The 19,190-nt window shown below is 73.4% G+C and carries 13 protein-coding genes; 1 reads left to right on the forward strand and 12 read right to left on the reverse strand.

The annotated features are described in order from the left end of the window. The first annotated feature begins 508 nt into the window (after positions 1-508). Complete coding sequence (locus ACIGDI_RS36180) at positions 509-3,250, forward strand: AAA family ATPase (RefSeq protein WP_399905899.1); 2,742 nt, start codon at positions 509-511, stop codon at positions 3,248-3,250. On the opposite strand, the gene ACIGDI_RS36185 is transcribed toward ACIGDI_RS36180, so the two are convergent. From ACIGDI_RS36185 to ACIGDI_RS36240, 12 genes are all read right to left on the reverse strand, one after another. Beyond that, positions 3,192-4,148 (reverse strand): metallophosphoesterase family protein, encoded by a 957-nt coding sequence (locus ACIGDI_RS36185; protein ID WP_399905902.1) that lies wholly within the window; start codon positions 4,146-4,148, stop codon positions 3,192-3,194. The genes ACIGDI_RS36180 and ACIGDI_RS36185 overlap by 59 nt on opposite strands. Next, complete coding sequence (locus ACIGDI_RS36190; protein ID WP_399905905.1) at positions 4,145-4,921, reverse strand: thioesterase II family protein; 777 nt, start codon at positions 4,919-4,921, stop codon at positions 4,145-4,147. Before ACIGDI_RS36190 ends, ACIGDI_RS36185 begins: the two co-directional genes overlap by 4 nt. Positions 4,922-5,098: 177 nt before the next feature. Next, a complete protein-coding gene (locus tag ACIGDI_RS36195; RefSeq protein WP_399905908.1) occupies positions 5,099-6,145 on the reverse strand; it encodes a ketoacyl-ACP synthase III family protein in 1,047 nt (348 codons plus the stop codon). A gap of 43 nt (positions 6,146-6,188) precedes the next feature. Continuing rightward, positions 6,189-7,655 (reverse strand): MFS transporter, encoded by a 1,467-nt coding sequence (locus ACIGDI_RS36200; RefSeq protein WP_399905911.1) that lies wholly within the window; start codon positions 7,653-7,655, stop codon positions 6,189-6,191. A 350-nt stretch (positions 7,656-8,005) separates the two neighbouring features. After that, positions 8,006-8,356: a nuclear transport factor 2 family protein gene (locus tag ACIGDI_RS36205; RefSeq protein WP_399905914.1), complete on the reverse strand. Its 351-nt coding sequence runs from the start codon at positions 8,354-8,356 to the stop codon at positions 8,006-8,008. Positions 8,357-8,383: 27 nt separating this feature from the next. Further along, a complete protein-coding gene (locus tag ACIGDI_RS36210; protein ID WP_399905917.1) occupies positions 8,384-9,619 on the reverse strand; it encodes a cytochrome P450 in 1,236 nt (411 codons plus the stop codon). Continuing rightward, positions 9,616-10,902, reverse strand: coding sequence for a cytochrome P450 (locus ACIGDI_RS36215; RefSeq protein ID WP_399905920.1), 1,287 nt, complete (start codon positions 10,900-10,902; stop codon positions 9,616-9,618). The genes ACIGDI_RS36210 and ACIGDI_RS36215 overlap by 4 nt, the downstream gene beginning before the upstream one ends. Next, positions 10,899-12,635 (reverse strand): acyl-CoA dehydrogenase family protein, encoded by a 1,737-nt coding sequence (locus ACIGDI_RS36220; RefSeq protein ID WP_399905923.1) that lies wholly within the window; start codon positions 12,633-12,635, stop codon positions 10,899-10,901. Before ACIGDI_RS36220 ends, ACIGDI_RS36215 begins: the two co-directional genes overlap by 4 nt. A gap of 109 nt (positions 12,636-12,744) precedes the next feature. Beyond that, on the reverse strand, positions 12,745-12,999 hold the full coding sequence (locus ACIGDI_RS36225) for an acyl-CoA carboxylase epsilon subunit (protein ID WP_399905925.1): 255 nt from the start codon (positions 12,997-12,999) through the stop codon (positions 12,745-12,747). Further along, positions 12,996-14,573, reverse strand: a complete 1,578-nt coding sequence (locus ACIGDI_RS36230; RefSeq protein WP_399905928.1) for an acyl-CoA carboxylase subunit beta — start codon at positions 14,571-14,573, stop codon at positions 12,996-12,998. The genes ACIGDI_RS36225 and ACIGDI_RS36230 overlap by 4 nt, the downstream gene beginning before the upstream one ends. Beyond that, complete coding sequence (locus ACIGDI_RS36235) at positions 14,573-16,072, reverse strand: FAD-dependent oxidoreductase (protein ID WP_399905930.1); 1,500 nt, start codon at positions 16,070-16,072, stop codon at positions 14,573-14,575. The genes ACIGDI_RS36230 and ACIGDI_RS36235 overlap by 1 nt, the downstream gene beginning before the upstream one ends. Before the next feature lie 89 nt (positions 16,073-16,161). Beyond that, positions 16,162-19,190, reverse strand: a 3,029-nt coding sequence (locus ACIGDI_RS36240; protein ID WP_399905933.1) for an SDR family NAD(P)-dependent oxidoreductase, incomplete at its 5' end; no start/stop codon positions are given.

Below are 19,190 nucleotides of genomic sequence, written 5' to 3' on the forward strand. Positions count from 1 at the left end.
CGCCGGCCGAGGGCGGGGTTGGGTGGACCGGCGGCCCGTACCGCGCAGGAGCCGTCGTCCTGAGCGGGGCGGTTTCCAGTTGACTGCGCAACCAAGTGCGCCGGGAGCGCGCGCATGGCCCCGGCGCGTGCGAACGGTTCACACGGGGCGCGCGCACCGACTCGGCGCGGGCGCGCGGAACTTCAGCCGGGGGCTGCGCGACTTCGGGCACCGGGTGCGGGACTTCGACCCAGGGGTGCGTGACGCATTCGCCGTTACGTGCGCTGTACGGCATGACTCCCATGGGTCACGGGCCCGTCCTCTCGAGGCGGCAAGCGGGCCGAGGCGCGCAGGGGCGGAGGGCCGACCGGCCCTCCGCCCCTGCGCGCTGTCAGGGGACCGTTCACCCCGGTGTCACAACCCCCTGATGGCAGTCACCGCGGTGCCGGATCGCCTCGACCACTCAGTTGCAATACCTTCATGAAGGTATTTTAATGGGGGCAGGCGTACAGACTCGACGGGGGCGAATATGTTCGTCGCGCATGAGGACCAACTGGAGCGGCTGACGAACCTGCTGGAGCAGGCCCGCCAGGGTGCGGGACCAGTAGCGGTGGTTGCCGGGCCGGTGGGCAGCGGGAAGTCGACACTGCTGCGAGCCTTCGCCGAGCGCGCCGCCGAGCCCCGCGACGGGGGACCCTCGCCGCTGGTGATGACGGGATCCGGTGATCCGGAGGAGCGGTCGGTGCCCTTCGGCGTGCTGCGCCAGTTGCTGCACGGCAGCGCGGACGGCGGCCTCGGGGACGAACAGGAGCTGCGGCGGCTGCTGCGGGAGCCGGTGCCGGCCGGGGCGCCGCCGGAGCGGCTGCTGCACGAAGCCGCGCTGGCGCTCACCGCCCTGGTGGCGGGCAGCGGACGACCGCTCGTCGTCGTCCTCGACGACGCCCGATTCGTCGACGGCCCGTCCTGGCACTGCCTGACCGCGGTGCTGCGACGACTCCGGCGGCCACGCACCCTTCTCCTGGTCGGGGACTCCGGCCAGGGTGCCGACCCCGATGCGCTGCGCCGTTCCCTGCGGACCCTGGAGTCGCAGTGCCACACCGTCGACCTGCCTCTGCTGACGGTGGACAACGTCGCCGAGCAGCTCGGTCTGGCCCGCGCCGTGGCCGCCGAGGCGGTCGCGGTGACGGGTGGTCATCCCCTGCTTCTGGAGGCACTGTCGACGGAGCTCGGGGCAGCGCCGGAACCGCACGACGTGTCCCGCGCGATGACCGGACACGGCTTCCGGCGGGCGCTGACCGCGCTGCTGAGGGGCTGCGGTGAGACCACCGCCGGCGTGCTGCGGGCGCTCGCCACACTCGAACCGGGTGCGCGGCCCGAGGTGCTGGCGGAACTGGCCGGGCTGGACGAACTCACCTGTGCCTGGCATCTGCGGCTCGCCGAGAGCGCGGGACTGCTGCGCGACGACGACTTCCGGCACCCCGCCGTCCCCCGTCTGCTGCTCGGCGAGACGGCCCCTGAGGAACGCAGGCGGTTGCACGCACGTGCCGCGCGGGTGCTGCACGCGGACGGAGCACCCCCGCGCATGGTGGCGCGGCACCTCGTCGAGGCCGGCGGCACGGACGATCCGTGGGCCCTGCCCCTGCTCCACGAGGCTGCCGAACGCGCCACGGCCGAGGGCGCACCGCAGGAGGCGGTCGACTACGTGCGGTTGCTCGGCCGCTCGTCCTCCGACGAGCGGCAGCTCGCCGCCGCGTCGGCACTGCGGGTGCGGGCCGAATGGCAGGCCGATCCGGTGCAGGCCCTGCGGCATCTGCCCGAGGTCGTGCACGCCTCCCGCGAGGGGCGTCTCAGCGCCCGTGACACCCTGTCACTCGTCTCTCCGCTGCTGTGGTTCGGCCATTTCGAGGACGCCTTCGACGCCATCCAGCGAGTGGCCGCACAGCAGGACCGGCTCACGCACACCGAGCGGTCCCTGCTGTACGCGTCCCGGCTGTGGCTGTCCGCCCTGTATCCCGCAGCGGTGCGCGAGCTCGGCCGGCAGGAGGTGGCCTCGGGTCCGGCCGGCGCCGACTCCCAGGCGGAGGCAGCCCTGCTGCTGGCGCTGGTGCTCTGCCCGGAGTCCCCGGCCGGAGCCGAGATGGCTGCGGAGCGCGCCCTGCGCCGGGGCGCACTCGACGAACGTACGGTCATGCTGTGCGTCAGCGCGCTCGTCGCCCTCATCCACCAGGGGCGGCTGGATCTGGCTCGCAGCTCCTGCGACCGGCTGGCCGCCGAGGCGGCTCGACGCGGCATCCCGATGTGGCACGGACTGCTTGCCGCGCTGCGCGCCGAGATCGCGCTGTACGGCGGCGATCTGGACGACGCCGTACGGTTCGCGCGGACCGCCCTCGAGGTGGTGCCCGCGGAAGCCTGGGGGGTCCGGATCGCGGTGCCGCTGGGCATCCTGGTGCAGGCGCTCGTGGCACGTGGCGACTACGAGGAGGTGGACGCGCTCATCGGCGCGGAGGTACCCGACGCGCTGTTCCAGAGCCCGATCGCCTTCTACCACCTCCAGGCGCGCGGGCGTTACCTGCTCGCCGTGGGCGGACACCGGGCCGCGCTGAAGGAGTTCCAACTGATGGGCGAGCTGGCCGCCCAGTGGGGTGTCGCCCTGCCCGGGCACATGGCGTGGCGGCTGGACATGGCACGGGCCCATCTGGCGGCGGGGCAGCCGATGCGGGCCCGGGAGCTGGTCTACGCCGAGCTGGGCCAGACCGGCGGGGACGACGCCCGGGGCCGGGGGCCGGCGCTGCGGCTGCTCGCCGCGGCCGCCGACGGAGTGAACCGGCTCGAGTTGTACCAGCAGGCGTGCGAGGTCCTGCGGGCCACGGGAACGCGGCTGGAACTGGCGCACGCGCTGGCCGGGTTGGCCGATGCGCAACGGGCGGCGGGAGACACGGCGGCCGCAGCTGTAACGCTCGCCGAGAGTCACCGGCTCGCACGCGCGTGCGGGGTGCGGGACGTCGACCGGGTTCTCTCCGCAGAGCTGACCGCGGTCGGAGCTGAGGCCGAGGAGGGCACGGAGTCGGCGGCGGCCGGGCTGAGCGAGGCGGAGCACCGGGTCGCGGCACTGGCCGCCGCCGGGTTCAGCAACCGTCGTATCGCGAGCCGTCTGTTCATCACCGTCAGCACCGTCGAGCAGCATCTGACGCGGATCTACCGCAAGTTGGGCGTCACCCGGCGCGGCGAGCTGACCACGGTGTATCCACTGGTCGACGCCGGTATCGGCTGACGTCGGCGACCGGCTCCCCGGCCCGCCCCGCGGTACCGCCGGCCGTCTGCCGGTCCGGCTCCGCGAGCCGCACGATCCGTGGCACGCCCGTCACGTCGCCCGCGCGGTGGCGCCAGTCGCGGGGGTGACCCAGGGAGACCTCCTGGAACGGGACGCCGTCGTGCCAGGAGGTGCGCGGGATGTGCAGGTGGCCGTAGACGACGGCTGCCGCTCGGTAGCGGCGGTGCCAGTCGCGGGTGCGGTCCGTACCGCACCACTGCGCGAGTTCCCTGCAGGGCAGGGCTTCGGTCGGCTCCCTGATCAGGGGGAAGTGGTTCACCAGGACGGTGGGCAGGGACGGGTCCAGCGCGTCGAGGCGGGCGCGGGTGGCGCGGACACGTGCGTGGCACCAGTCGACGGGGCCGGCGAAGGGCTCCGTGTGCAGGAGGAACTCGTCCGGGCAGACCACGCCCGCCTCGTGGGCCTGCAGGACCGCCTCGCCGACGCTCGCGGTGGCCGGATCGCGGAAGCTGTGGTCGTACAGGAGGAACAACGGGACGATCGCGAACGGGCCGTGCGGTCCGGGCCAGATCGGGTACGGGTCCTCCGGGGTGGTCACTCCGAGAGTGCGGCACAGCGCCACCAGGGCCCGGTAGCGCTCCTCGCCGCGCAGCTGGACCGGGTCGTCCGGCCCGGTCGACAGGTCGCGGTTGCCGGGGGCCCAGACGACCTGGGAGAAGCGGTCGCGCAGCAGCCGCAGCGCCCATTCCACGTCGGCGAACCGCTCGCCCACATCCCCGGCGACCAGCAGCCAGTCGTCGTCCGTACCGGGGCGCAGGCGCTGGACGAGTGGGCGGCCCGCGTCCTTGGCGACGTGCAGGTCGCTGACGGCCAGCAGCCGCCCGCGCGCCCCGTTCACACCGGGCTCCGGTCCGCGGCAACGGTCCGCAGGCGCGCGACGATCTCGGCGGCGGCTTCCTCCGCCCGGCCGTCGAGGTAGAAGTGCCCGCCGGAGAAGACGCGCAGGTCGGTTTCGGCGGTCGTGAGGCCGGCCCATTCGGCGACCAGGTCCGGCGTGTCCGTCTCGGTGTCGCGGTCCCCCGCGAAGACCGTGACGGGGCAGTCGAGCGGCGCCCCGGGGGCGTACCGGTAGGTCTCCACGGCCCGGTAGTCGGCGCGGATGACGGGCAGGGCGAGGGCGAGCAACTCCTCGTCCTCCAGGATCTGCCGGCCGGTTCCGCTCAGCCGGCGGAGCTCGGCCAGCAGTCCGGCGTCGTCGCGCAGGTGCACGGCCTCGGCACGCGGCACGCTCGGCGCGCGACGGGCCGAGGCGAAGAGACGGACGGGGCCGCGGGCGCCTGCGGCGGTCATCCGGCGGGCGGTCTCGAAGGCGAGCAGCGCACCCATGCTGTGGCCGAAGAAGGCGTACGGCCGGCCGTCGAGGGCGGTGCGCAGGGCACCGGCGACCCCCTCGGCGAGGGCCGGGATGCTGCCCGGGTGCGGCTCGTGGCGGCGGTCCTGCCGGGCGGGGTACTGCAGGGCGAGTACCTCGACGTGGGGGGCGAGGGCACGCGAGAGCGCGACATAGGCGCTGGCGGCTCCGCCGACGTGCGGGAAGCAGATGAGCCGGGGGGCGCTCGGCGGACACGGCGTGAAGAGCCGGACCCACGGGTTGTCGGCTTCCTGATGCATGATGCGGTCTCCTTCATGCGTACCGGGCGCGTGGGAAACGAGGTGCGCGCGGAGCGGTTCGCGGGGTGTGCGGGTGCGTGCCGCTGTCGTGAGCGACGGCCCGGGGCGGGCCGGGCGGCGGACCGGCACTCGGCAGATCGGTCACGGCCGTCCCGCCCGCCCCCTGGCGGCCCGGCGTCAGTCGGTGCTGCTGTCCCACTCGGGCTGTTCGACGATCTCCAGGACGGCGCAGCTGAATGTGAACCCGGCGCCGATGCCGGAGAGGACGACGACATCGCCCGGACGGACCGCCTTGGTCTCCAGGAGGTGGCTGAGACCCGCGGCCTGGTCGCCGGCGCCGATGTGCCCGATGCCGCGGCCCCACTCCCAGGTGGTGCGAGGTTCGTCGATGCCGAACTCCCGCTTGCGGAAGTCCCAGTCGACGACCGTGCGACCGGCGTTGGGGAAGACGAAGCGTGCCACGTCCTCCACCTTGACCCCGGCGTCGGCCAGCGCGGACTGCATGACCTCCTGCTGACGCACCGTCAGCAGATGGACGATCTCCCGGACGTCGGCGCCGCTCTGCAGGTACGTCTTCAGGCGGCTGCGCAGGTCCACCGGCCAGCCCTCGGAGCCGATGTGGTCGGCGAAGCCCTGTCCGCCGCGGTAGACGCCCTCGTGGCTGGCGTCGCCGATCACCGTGGTCGACAGCAGCCGGGCCACGCCGGAACCGCGCGTGAGGACGACCGCGCTGGCGCCGTCACCGCGCAGCATGCCCTTGTCGGAGCGGTACCGGTCGAAGACCGGCAGGTGGTACTTGTCGGCGGTGGTCACCAGCGCGGCGGCGGGGCCGGTGCGCGCGGACAGGTAGGCCGCGGCGAGCTCGATGGCCGCCATGCCACCGTTGGAGGCCTGCTTGACCTCCAGCGCCGAGCCATTGCCGCCGACGGTGCGCTGTTGGATGTAGGACGGCGGGGCCCAGTGGTCGAGTCCCTGGAAGCCGACGCTGGCGTGCGCCACGAGGTGGAAGTCCTCGTGCGGCACCGCGGAGCGGGACAGGGCACGCCGCGCGGCGGCGACGGCCATGTCGGCCGGTGTCTCGTCACCGGCGACCCGCACACTGCGGTAGTCGTCGTCGCGGCGCTCCTCGGCGTCGTAGCGGCCCTCGGCGACGGCCACGTCGACGTCCTCGGGGCGGCCGAGCCAGGCGGCCGACGCGCTGACGTATATGTCGTTCCACTTCATGACAGGTTCTCCTCGGTTGCTGGGGGGCGTGGTCGGGATGCCGTCACTCGGCGGCGGCGACCGCCTTGGCATCGGCCTTGCCGGACGGGGCCGGGGCGGCGGCCGGGCGGGGCTGCTTCCTCAGGCCGAGGCCGATGGCCGCGCCGACGAACGTGGCGACCGTGGCGACCCAGCCGGCCGTGCGCAGGCCGTCGACGAGGTCCGCGGCCGGGGGCACGGCGGCGGTGGTGTGCAGTCCGGCGTTGACGATGGCGACCAGGGCGGCCAGGCCCAGCGCGCCGCCGATCTGGCGGGAGGTGGAGGCCAGCGCGGAGGCGACGCCCTGCTGGGCGGGTGCGGCACCGGACATGGCGACGGCCACGAACAGGGACGGGAAGGCGAAGCCGCCGCCGAAGCCCCAGATCACGATGCCCGGCAGGACGGTCCAGTAGGAGCCGTCGGCGGTCATGCCGGCGATGATCGCGGCCAGGCCGAGACCGGTGACCACCGTGCCCCAGAACAGCGTGGTGCGGACACCGAACTTGCCGAGGGCCTTGGCGTTCAGCTTCATGGAGACGGCCATGGAGACCACGGTCGGCGGCAGGAACGCGAGGCCCGCCGCGAGCGGGCTGTAGCCGAGCACGTCCTGGAGGTAGGTGGTGAGCAGGTAGTAGGTGCCGCCCAGCGAGGCCTGGAAGACGATCATCGCGAGCATGGCGACGTTCAGGCCGCGCAGCTTGAACAGCTGGAGCGGGACCAGCGGGTCGTCGGTGGCCTTCTCGACCAGGACGAAGACGGCCAGCAACACCAGACCGGCGACCAGGGCGCCGGCGCCCTCGATCGAACCCCAGCCCTTGTCGGGGCCGCTGACCAGGCCGAACACCAACAGCGTGGAGCCCACGGTGGCGATGATCGCGCCGACCGCGTCGAAGCTGCGGCCGCTGCCGGGCCGGTCGGCGGGCAGGATGTTCGGCGCGGCGAGGGCGGCGATCAGGGCGAGCGGGACATTGACGAAGAACACCCACTCCCAGCCCAGCGAGTTGGTGAGGACACCGCCGAGCAGCGAGCCCGCGGCGAGGCCGGCGCCGCCCATGGCGCCCCACACGGAGGTGGCCCGGTTGCGCTCGGGGCCCGCGGCGAAGTGGGTGAAGATCAGCATCAGGGTCGCCGGGGTGAGCAGCGCGCCGCCCACGCCCTGCACGGCCCGGGCGGCCACGAGCAGCTCCGGGTCGCCGGACAGCCCGCCGGTGAGCGATGAGACGGCGTAGATGACCAGGCCGGTGACGAGCATGCGGCGCGGGCCGATGCGGTCGACCGCGCGGCCGCCGAGCAGGAGCAGGCCGCCGAGGGCGACGGCGTAGGCGCTGACGACCCACTGCAGCGTCTGGGCGGTGAAGCCCAGTTCGCGCCCGATGTCGGGGAGGGCGACGTACACGATGTTGTAGTCGATCGTGACGATGAACTGGGTGAACGCCAGCAGGGCGAGCGTCAGCCCGGACCACCGTGGCGATCGGGTGTCGGAAGTGACCACGGTCTGCCTTCTTTCTGAGGATGCGGGGCGGTGCGGCGCTCGTGGAGGAACACACCGTTCGGTCTCTCCTCGCCGGTGCGGCGGGGACGGCATCCGGGCCCGCGTGGCGGACTCCGGGCCGGGTGGAGAGAGGGGGTGCCCCAAGGGACGGGAGTGTGACGGCCGCTCGCCCACGCGGGGGATGAGCGGGCGAGCGGCTCTGACCATGACCGTAGGAACGGTCGCCCCCTACCGACAACCCCAGGTCGGAGGGGTGGAACCCCTATGTCCGCGGGGTGTCGCGGCGCTGTGCGGGTACGGCGAAGGGCCGCCCCGGCGGGAAGCCGGGACGGCACGTTCTGCGGGCCGGATCAGTTGAAGAAGGCGTGCAGGCGCTTGACGCGGTCGCCCTCGAGGATGATGACGTCGGTGCCGCCCGCGACCGCTGCTCCGGGGCGGCCGAACTGCCAGGAGAAGCGCGCCTGGTCGTGGTGGCCGTTGACTTTGGCCGTCAGCGCGAACGACAGACCGGGCGGGAAGTTCTTGCTCAGCCGGCCCAGATAGGCGTCGATGGCGTCCCGGCCGACCAGTTGGGCGTCGGGGTCACAGTACTCGGCGTCCTCGGTGAACAGCGCGTCGATCAGGGCCCGTCGGCGGGTGTCGTCCGCCTCGTTGGCGACGTCGATGAACTTGTCGACGATCGCCTGGTAGTCGTGGCTCATGGGTACCTCTCTGTTCGGATGGGGGAGTTACCTGGTCGGACCCAGGAGGACCGGCAGTTCGGCGAGACTGCGCACGGCCACCGCGCCGTTGGTGGGCGGGGTGAGCGTGACGGCGTCCACCTCGTGCCGGAAGAGTGTGGTCAGCGCGACCTGGGTGACCAGGCGTGCGATGGGGGCCGCGACACAGAAGTGGATGCCGTGGCCGAAGCCGAGGTGCCGGACCGACGGGCGGGTCAAGTCCAGCTCCTCCGGACGGTCGTAGGCCTCGGGGTCGCGGTTCGCGGCGCCCAGAACCATGAAGACCTCGTCGCCGGCCTTGACCTCGGTGCCGCCGATCTCGGCGTCCTCGAGGACGGTGCGGTTGATCAGCTGGACGGCGGAGTCGTAGCGCATCAGTTCCTCGACGGAGCGCGCGGTGTGCTCGGGGTGGGCGCGGAACCAGGCCAGTTGCCCGGGATGGCGCAGCAGGGCCAGCGCGGAGACGCCCATCATGGCCTGGGGTGCGCTGAAGCCGGCGAGGAAGATGTTGGCGGCGGTGGTCAGCAACTCCACCTCGGTGAGCCTGTCCCCGTCCTGCTCGACCGCGACCAGCTGGCTCATCAGGTCGTTCTCCGGCTTGGCGCGGCGCGCGGCGATGAGCTCCAGGGATATCTCGACGTAGCCCTCGCGGGCCGCGATCCGCGCCTCCAGCTCCTTGGGGGAGAGCGTGTAGTTGGGGTCGAGTCCACGGCCGGCGTCGTTGCCGTACTCGATGCAGCGCTCCAGGTACTTGTCCGGGACACCGACGAGGACGTTGAGGACGTAGGCGCCCAGCGGCCGGAAGTACTCGGCGACCAGATCGACCGGCGCGCCGTCGCTCTCCCGGCGCAGCCGGTCGAGGAGACCGGCTGCGAACTCCTCCGCCCGGGGCCGTACGGCCTCCACCATGCGGGGCGTGAAGGCCTTGTTGATCAGGGAGCGCAGCCGGGTGTGATCCGGCGGATCCATGAACATCACCACCCGGGACTGGCCTTCCGAGGTGGGTATGTAGGTGTCCTGCACGCCGGCGCCGTCGCCCCGGCCGAAGCGCGGGTCGCGCAGGACGGCGGACAGCTCCCGGTGACCGAGCACGGCGTAGCCGGCCTCGGTGGGAATGACGTTGCCGCTCGTCTCACGCAGCGCCCGGTAGACGGCGTACGGGTCGGAGTGGAAGGCCGGGTCGAAGGGGTCGTACGGCAGCACCCTGGGTCCGGTGCCGGTGAGTTCGGACAGCGTCTCGGTCATGACGGGGTTCCCTTGGAGTCAGCGGTGAACTCGACCGGCAAGTCGAGCAGGACGGTGTGCTTGTTGTTGGCGCCCCAGCGCACCGGGCCGGCGGGACGGATCTCGCGGGCGCGCTCGAGCAGTTCCTCGAGCACCATCCGGATGAGGAGCCGGCCGACCTCGTCGCCGAGGCAGTAGTGCGGGCCGTGACCGAACGACATGTGCGGGTTGACGGTGCGCCGGATGTCGAAGCGGTCGGGCTCGTCGTAGACGGCCTCGTCGCGGTTGGCCGAGGGCCACCACACGGTCACCTTGTCGCCCGCCCGGATGGTCTCGCCGTGCAGTCGTACGTCGCGTACGGCGGTACGGCGGTTGTAGGGGTTGGCCGGGGCCCAGCGCAGGATCTCCTCGACGGCGCCGGGCAGCAGGCCGCGGTCGGCGCGCAGCAGCCGCCACTGGTCGGGGAAGTCGGTGAACGCCTGGACGCCGGCGGCGATGGTGTTGCGGGGCTGTTCGAAGCCGGTGACGAGGAACAGCACGGCGTTGCCGGCCCGTTCGGCGTCGGTGAGCGGGGGCAGGCCCGTCCCGGGCGGGAGGTCGCCGGCGGAGATCAGGGCACCGAGGTCGTCGCCGGGCGTGTCACGTCGGGCGCCGACGAAGTCGGTGAAGTACTCCTGCATGGCGCGGAAGACCGCCGCCGACCTGGCGTCGGGTTCGCCGGTGCGCCGGTTGGTGAAGCCGAGGACCTCGCGCACCCAGCCGGTGAGCAGCTCCCAGTCGCTCTCGGGCACGCCGAGGAGGACGGCCATGGCGCCCAGGGCGAAGGGCACGGACACGTCCTCGACGAACTCGGCGCTGCCCCGGGCCACGGCGTCCGCCACGAGCTCCGAGGCAAGGGCGCGCAGGCGTGCTTCGAGGGCGGCGACGGCGCGTCCGGTCACGGATGGGGTCAGCAGGTGCTTGATCGCGTCATGGCGGGGGTTGTCCATCATCGGCAGCAGCACTCCGGCGTGGACGCCGACGGGCATGTCGTCGAGATGGGTGCCGCCGCCCTTGCGTCCACCGCCGCCCTGGGCGGAGAACGCCGGGTCGGTGGTGACGAAGGCGATGTCGGCGTGGCGGGTCAGCACCCAGAAGCCCTCGCGGTCGGCGCTGTGCCCGGGGGGGTGGTACAGCAGCGGTGCCTCGCGGCGGAGCCGGGCGAAGAGGTCGTAGGGCAGGCCGGCCGCGTAGCCGGACTGGTCGGTGAGGTCGAATCCGCCCAGGACGTCGGGCAGTTGACGTGCGGTGGTCTCGGTGGTCATCGCTGGGGTGCCTCTCGGTCGCGTCCGGGGGCGGACAGCCAGGCGCGGCTGATCGCCGCGTGGTCGGGTTCCGTGCCGGAACGCACGGCGCTCAGCCGGCGCCGGGCGGCCTCGAGACGGTGCCGGGCGCCTGTGCAGTACAGGTCGGCCAGGGCCTGGGCGCCGTCGTCCGCCCCGGTGCGGGTGATGTGGGAGGCGCGGGCCAGGGCGGCGCTCATGGTGAGCAGCTCGGCTGCGATCCGCGCGACGAGGACGAGGGCGCCCTCGTGTTCGTAGAGGTCGGTGAGGTCGCCGTGGCTGTCGGAGAGCTCCCGGCAGGTACGGGTGAGGCCGGCGGTGTACCGGGCCAGTGCCGCGAGATGGGCGCGGTTGGCATCGGTGAGCTGGGCGTCCACAGCCGTGGACAGGCCCAGGTCGGCCGGGGGGTCGGCGCGGCCGGTGTCCGGCGCCCGGTGGAAGGCGGCGAGCAGCAGTTGGGCGCCCTGGTTGTCGAGCTGGAAGTCGACGTTGCCCGCGATGCGCAGCCCGCGGGCGTCCCGGTAGGCGCGCTCCACGGGCAGGTCCGGGGCCCCGCGGCGGCGCTTGCTGGCCACCGTCTCGAAGCCCTCGGCGCCCAGCAGGGACACGGTCCGGTCCGCGATTCGCCCGGCCGTGCGCACCAGGACGTTCTTGGCGAGGAACTGCTCCAGCCAGCGGTCGCTCGGACCGGCACCGATCAGGCTGAGGCGGGCCACGCTCTCCATGGCGTACACCTCGGCGACGGTGGTGGCCACGAGCCGCTGGATCTCGTCGTAGCCCCCGAGCGGGCGCCCGTCGACGGTGCGCCGGACGACGAAGTCCCGGGACCACTCCGCGCAGTTGCGGGCGATCGCGAGGGCGGGAGCGCCGGTGAAGTGCAGCCGGCCGACCAGGCCGAGGAAGCCGATCGCGGCGGGCAGCCGGTCTCCGTCCCCCTCGACCAGGACGTGTTCGCGGGGCACCCGTACCTTCTCCAGCCGCAGCGCGCCGTTCGGCAGGCCCCTGCTGCCCATGAACTCGATGCGGGAGGTGACCTGGAAGCCCGGGGTGCGGGTGTCGACGAAGCAGACCCCGACGCGCCGCCGGTCGGGGTCGTCGAGCACGGCCGAGACGGGCAGCAGGTCGGCCACGGGGCCGTTGCCGATGAAGAGCTTGTCGCCGGTCAGCTCGTAGGCCGTGCCGTCCGTGGTGGGTGTCGCGGTGAGCGCGGGCCGGGAGTTGTTCTGCCCGGCGTGGTCGGTGTCGCCGAACCCGGAGACGGTGCCCTCGGCGATCCGCCGGCGCACATGGTCGCGCAACGGGCCCTCCGGCAGGGCGGGCAGCATGGCGGGGGCGCCGACACCGGCCTGGATCGCCATGATCTGGGCGGCGGCCACGGACCGCTGTGCGGCGCGGGCCACGGCCTCGAAGACGGCGTACGGGGACAGGCCCAGACCGCCGAGGTCGGGGCCGACGCCCAGCCTGAGGTAGCCCTGCAGCTGCAGGGCGTCGAGGAAGCCCTCCGGGAGGGTGCGGGTGCGGTCGAGTTCCTCCGGGTCGACGCGCCGCTCGTAGAAGGTGGTGATGTCGGCGACGGTCTTGTCGTCGGCCGACCGCTCCTCGGGGGTGCGCTCCGGGAAGGGGTCCAGCGCGTCCCAGCGGAGCCGGCCGGAGAGGAGGCCGGGGAGGATTCCGCGAGCGGGCGCGCTCGAACGGTCGTCAGACCCCGAGTTCATGAGTGGACTCCTTGTCACGTCCGGGATGCGTTCCGGGACTTCCGGAAAGCGACGCTAGAAACGGCCGACCCCTACTTCCAACCCCTGACCCGGCAGACGGGGCCCCTGATCAGGGACGGGGCACCGGGCGGGACGCCTGCCAGGATGCGGCCGGGCGATGGGCCGCGAGGGGGCCGCCGGGGAGCGGCGCCCGCTCCCAACCCGCCTGTGCGGCGGACGGGTTGGGAGGTTCGACGAGGTCACTCGCCCGTGCTCGTGCGGCGAGCAGCACGGCGGTGACGGCGGCCAGCTCGGTCGCGGTGGGGTTGCCCCGGGTGACCCGCAGCACCGACGTAAGGTCCGTGGGGACGCCGGCGCCGCTCATGCGGGCGCGTTCCCGTGCTTGCGCGAGGGCAGGTCGGCGTGTTTCGTCCGCAGCATCGTGAACGTGGCGACGAGCGTGGCACGGGTCTCCGCCGGGTCGACGACGTCGTCGACGAGCCCTCGCTCGGCCGCGTAGTAGGGGTGCATCAGCTCGGCCTTGTACTCCTTGATCCTCTGTCGGCGGACCGCCTCGGGATCGTCGGCGGCGGCGATGTCCCGCCGGAAGATGACGTTCGCGGCGCCCTCCGCACCCATCACCGCGATCTCGTTCGACGGCCAGGCGAGGGCGACGTCCGCGCCTATGGACCGGGAGTCCATGACGATGTAGGCGCCGCCGTAGGCCTTGCGCGTGATGAGGGAGACCCGGGGCACGGTCGCGTTGCAGTACGCGTACAGGAGCTTCGCGCCGTGCCGGATGATCCCGCCGTGCTCCTGGTCCACACCGGGCAGGAAGCCGGGGACGTCGACCAGGGTGAGGATCGGGATGTTGAAGGCGTCGCACATCTGCACGAAGCGGGCGGCTTTTTCACTCGCGTGGATGTCGAGGACTCCGGCCATCGCACTTGGCTGGTTGGCGACGACGCCGATGACATTGCCGTCCAGCCGGGCGAGCACGCACAGGATGTTGGTCGCCCAGGTGGGGTGCACCTCGAACGTCTCGCCGTCGTCGACGATCTCCTCGATGACGGCGCGCATGTCGTACGACATTCCGGGGTCGGCCGGCACCAGCTCCAGCAGCCGGTCGGTGCGCCGGTCGGCGGGGTCGTCGGTGGGGACGTACGGCGGAAGTTCACGGTTGTTGGCGGGCAGCAGGGACAGCAGGTAGCGGACGTCAGTCAGGCAGCTCTCCTCGTCGTCGTAGGCCAGATGGCACACGCCGGAGACGGAGGCGTGCACGTCCGCGCCGCCGAGCCCGTTCTGCGAGACCTGCTCGCCGGTGACGGCCTGGACGACGTCCGGGCCGGTGATGAACATCTGCGAGGTCTCGCGGACCATGAACACGAAGTCGGTCAGGGCGGGGCTGTAGGCCGCTCCGCCCGCGCACGGGCCGAGCATCACGCTGATCTGCGGGATGACCCCGGAGTTGCGGGTGTTGCGCTGGAAGATCCCGCCGTAGCCGGCGAGCGCGGTCACGCCCTCCTGGATGCGGGCGCCGGCGCCGTCGTTGAGGGACACCAGGGGCGCGCCGGCCGCCGCTGCGAGGTCCATCAGCTTGTGGATCTTGGCCGCGTGGGCCTCGCCCAGCGCACCGCCGAAGATACGGAAGTCGTGCGCGTAGACGAAGACCGTACGGCCCTCGACCGTGCCCCAGCCGGTGACGACACCGTCCGTGTAGGGCTTCTTCGTCTCCATGCCGAACCCGGAGGCCCGGTGCCGGCGCAGCTGCTCGATCTCCTGGAACGACCCCTCGTCCAGCAGCAGGTCGATGCGTTCACGCGCGGTCAGCTTGCCCTTGGCGTGCTGGCGTTCGGTGCCGGCGGGGTCGCCGCCCTCGCGGGCGGTGCGCTTGAGCCGCAAAAGCTCCTCGACGGGACCCTCGCCGGACGTCTCGGTCGTGATCGTGCCCGTCCCCATCAGGCCTCACTCCTCTCTGCGGCGGCGAGCCGGTCGAGCAGGTCCTCGACCCGGTCCAGGCCGGACGGTGTGGTGCCGCTGACCGCCACATAGCCGTCGGGCCGCAGCAGCAGGAAGCCGGCGCCGCGGCGCGGCAGGTGGTCGTGGGTGAGCAGTCCGGAACGGCGTGACGCCATCGCCCGTCCCCTGCGCACCAGTTCGCCGGCCGGCGAGCCCAGGGTCAGCAGCCGGAACGCGGACTGGACGTCGGGACCGGTGCGGGGCACCCAGTGCGGGGTGCGGGCGCCGGCCGGCGGGAGGTTCTTCAGCAGCAGCGCGGGGCCGCGGCTGGGCAGCCGGGAGGCCGAGCCGTCCGCGGACAGCGACCCGGAGTAGCGGATCCGCCAGCCCGCGAGCAACGGTACGAACCAGCGGCGCAGCACACCGGTGGCGTCCAGCCCGCGCCAGGACAGATTGCGCACCCGGGCCGCGGCGGGGCCGAGCGTGAACATGCGGATCATCTGGTGGGTGGTGTGCACGATCTGCTCCGCGGCCTGTCGCCGTTCGCGTTCGTAGCTGTCGAGGATGGCGAGCGTGAGCCGTCCGTGGATGACCGCGGCGAGCTTCCACGCCAGGTTGTGCACGTCCTGGAGCCCCAGGTTGAGGCCCTGCCCGCCCACGGGCGAGTGGGTGTGTGCCGCGTCGCCCACGAGGAAGCAGCGGCCCCGGCGCAGCGGTACGGCGATCCGCTCGGAGCTGGTGAAGGTGCGCAGCGCGTCCAGACGGCCGACACGCAGCCCGCCCGGGCCCCGCTCGTCGAGCAGCGTCTGCACCGACTCGGGAGTCAGCGGCGTGTCCTCGGGGACCGCGGCGGCGATCCGCACGTTCCCGTTCCGCATGGGCGCGAAGACCAGCGCGCCGGTGCGGCCGAAGAAGTAGTGCACGTGGCCGCTCTCGTAGGAGCCTACGATGCTGCCCTCGGCGAGCAGGAAGGTCATCGGGACGCGGTCGCCGGCGAACTCGATGCCGAGCTGCTCGCGGACCCGGCTGCGCACGCCGTCCGCCGCGATCAGCCAGTCGGCATGCAGGGTCTCGGTGCCGGCCGGCCCCCGCACCTCGACGCTGACGCCGTGGGCGCGGGTGCGGACCTCGGTGACCTCGGCGGACCGTTCGACCTTGCCGCCGAGTTCCTCCAGGCGCTCCTCCAGCAGGGCGTTGGTCTGTTCCTGGGGCAGCAGCAGGGGTTCGTTGGCGGAGCCGAGGGCGACCTGCAGCCGTCGGCTGCCGGCGAGGTGGTAGCTCATGGTCCGTACCCGCAGCCCGCGGCTCTCCGCGGAGTCGAGCAGGCCCAGACCGCGCAGTACGTCGAGGGCCGGCGGCCACAGCTGGAGGGCGCGGGTGCCCTTGGGCCGGTCCGCGGCCGCGTCCAGGATCCGGACGGGTACGCCCAGTCTGAGCAGCTCGCAGCCCGCTGCCAGGCCGACCGGCCCGGCGCCGACGATCAGCACCGGTGTTGTCATGGTGGTGGCTCCTTGTTCGGCTTGAGGTGTGCGCGTCGAGGTGCGCCGTCAGGCGTTCGCCTGCGGAGGGGATCAGAAACGGGACCGGCTCAGGCCTGGGCAAGCGCCGTGGCAAGCCAGTGGTCGACGGCCCGCGCGGTGTGTTCCACGGAGTCCTGGATGACGTCGAAGTGGTTGCCCGGCACATCGACGGACCAGTGGGCGTGCGGCCAGCGGGCCCGCCACTCGGTTTCCGCCGGCAGACCCGGCACCGGGGCCTCGGCCCGCAGCAGCAGCGTCGCCGTCCGGGAGTGCTGCGGTTCGGCGTCGCCGAGGACCCGCAGGTAGGCGCCCATCGCGGTGAGCCGGGTGTCGTCCAGCTCGATCAGCTCGCCGGTCCGCTCGGCCATGCCGCGCAGCAGCGCGGGCCCGGCAGCGGTCGTCAGGGCCTCGGGGCCGCCGGCGTCGATGAGGACGAGTCCGTCGGGGCGCCTCGGGTCGTGCGTCTCCAGGTGACGGGCGACCGCGTGGGCCAGGAGCCCGCCCGAGGAGTAGCCGACGAGAACGTAGCGCCGGCCGGCGGCCTGTGCGCGTACGGCCCGGGCGGCGGCCTCGATCAGCGGGCCGAGGTCCGCGGGGACCCGTTGTCCGGGCAGGTAGCCGGGCAGCGCGAAGGCGGTCACGTCCCGGGTTCCGGCGAACTGCGCGGCGAACCGGGCGTACTGGTGAGGGCCGGAGTTCGCGAGGACGGACGGGAAGCACAGGAGGACCGGCCGACCGTCGTCCCGCCGGGCGTCCTCGGCGAGCAGTACGGGCTGGGGCAGGTCGGCGGGGTCGGGGTCGGTGAAGGCGGGACGGGAGCGGGAGAAGTCGAGCAGGGCCGCGGCGAACTCGGCGGTCCGGCCGTGCTGCCCGGCCTCGGTGAAGAGGGTGGCGAGAGGGCGGCCCGCGGGGGTGACCGGAGGACGGTCCGATGCACCGGCGGAGCCGATCCCGGTACGGTCCGCGGTGCCGGTGTCCTCGGTCTCGGCGTCTTGTGCGGCGGCGTCCTGGGGGGCGGCCTCGGCCTGGGGGCCGGTCTCCCGCAAGGCGCCGGACACCTGGGCCGGTTCGCCGGTCAAGCGTGCCGTGACATGGTCGGCCAAGGCCTCGGGAGTGCGCAGCTCGAAGATCGTGCGGGCCGTGACGCCGGGCGCGCCGACGGCGACCAGACGGTTGCGCAGCTCGAGAGTGGTGACGGAGTCCAGTCCCTGTTCGAGGAACCCGCGCCGGGGTGACACGGAAGTCGGGTCGACGCCCAGGACCGCCGCGATCGCCGCCCGCACCGCGTCGAGCACGCGCTTCCGGACCTCCGCGTCCGGACGCCCGGCGAGTCCGCCCAGTGCGGATCCCGCGGACGGTCCCTCGGCCACGGCCGGGGCCCGGACCAGTCGGCGGACCTCGGGCACCTCCGACAGCAGGGGCGCCGGCCGGCCCACCGCCAGCTTGCCGAGCAGCCGCTCCCAGTCGACGTCCGCGACGACCGCGAGACGGTCACCGCGATCCAGGGCACCGTCGAGCGCGGCGACGGCGGCCGGAGCGGGCAGGGCGGGCGTACCGCGGTCACGCAGCCTGCGCAGACGGTCGGCCGCGGTGTCCGGGTCGGCTCCCGCGACCACCTCGTCCTCCCACAGTCCCCAGCCGATGGCCGTGACCGGCAGCCCCAGACCGGCCCGCTGGGCGGCCAGGGCGTCGAGGTGGGCGGCGGCCGCGGCGTACGAGCCGAGGCCGAGGCCCGCGCTGAACCGTCCGGCGATGGAGGAGAAGAGCACGAACGCCGTCAGATCGCGGTCGGCGGTCAGCTCGTGCAGATGCCAGGCCCCGGTGACCCGTTCGCGTACGGCACGTTCGAGATGCTCCGGCGTCAGCGACCCGAGCGTCGCCTCCTCGCGCGTACCGGCGGCGTGCACGACCGCGGTGAGCGGGGCGTCGGCCGGCGCGGCGTCCAGGACGGCCGCCACCGCCGCGCGGTCGGCGAGATCGCAGGGGACGAGGGTGACCTTGGCGCCCGCGGCCCGCAGGTCGGCGGTGAGGGCGGCGGCCTCGGAGCCGCCGGTGGTTCCGGGGGCCGTCGTCAGGATCAGATGCCCGGCGCCGGCGTCGGCCAGCGCACGGGCCACGCGAGCGCCCAGTGGCTCGGTTCCGGCGGTGATCAGGACGGAACCGTGCGGGCACCAGCGGGTCACCCGGCCGGTGTCCCGGGCGGGCGCGGGCAGCAGCCGGCGCGCCAGCAGCCCGTTCGCGCGCACGGCCAACTGGTTCTCGTCGCCGTGTTCGCCGAGTCCGCCCAGCGCCGCCGCCCAGTGGGCCAGCACACGGTCGTCGAGGTCGGCCGGCAGGTCGATCAGGCCGCCCCAGTTCGGCAGTTCGAGCTCGGCGGACTGGCCGAGGCCCCAGACCTGCCCCTGGGCGGGGGCGGTGACCGGGTCCCCGTCTCCGGTGGTGACCGCACCGCGGGTGACCGCCCACAGCGGCACGGTCACCTCGGCGTCGGCCAGCGCCTGCGCCAGCACGAGGGTGCCGAGGGCCGGTCGGCCGCCGACGGGATCGGCGCCGTACCGGGCGGGCAGCAGCGACAGCACACCGGACAGATCCGCTACGTCCGCGGCCTGAGCGCTGATACGGCGGGCCAGCGCGGCCCGTTCGACGCCGCCCTCCTCCACGGGCAGCGCCACCGCACGGGCGCCGTGCCGTTCGACCATCCGCGTGGCGGCGGACGCGAACTCCTCCTGCTCCGGGCCCGCCACGACGAACCAGCTCCCGCTCAGACCGGGAACGGCGGGTCCCGGCAGCGGACGCCAGCCGTCCAGGTAGCGCCAGGACGCCTGCCGGCTGTGCTCCGTACGCCGACGGTGCCAGTCGGCGAGGACGGGCAGTACCGCGGCGACCGCGTTCCCGTCCTCGGCGCCCACGAGCTCCGCGAGAGCGGCCGTGTCACCCGCCTCCACGGCCTGCCAGAACGGCGCGTGGGTCGCGTCGGGCTGCTGGACCACGGGTGCCGTGGTCCAGTAGCGGGTGTGTTGGAAGGGGTAGGTGGGGAGGTCGACGGTGTGGGCTGGGTGGTGGGTGAAGGACTGGGTCCAGTCGACGGTGGTGCCGT

It is taken from the genome of Streptomyces sp. NPDC085900 (assembly GCF_044540925.1).
Lineage (GTDB): Bacteria > Actinomycetota > Actinomycetes > Streptomycetales > Streptomycetaceae > Streptomyces > Streptomyces gilvifuscus.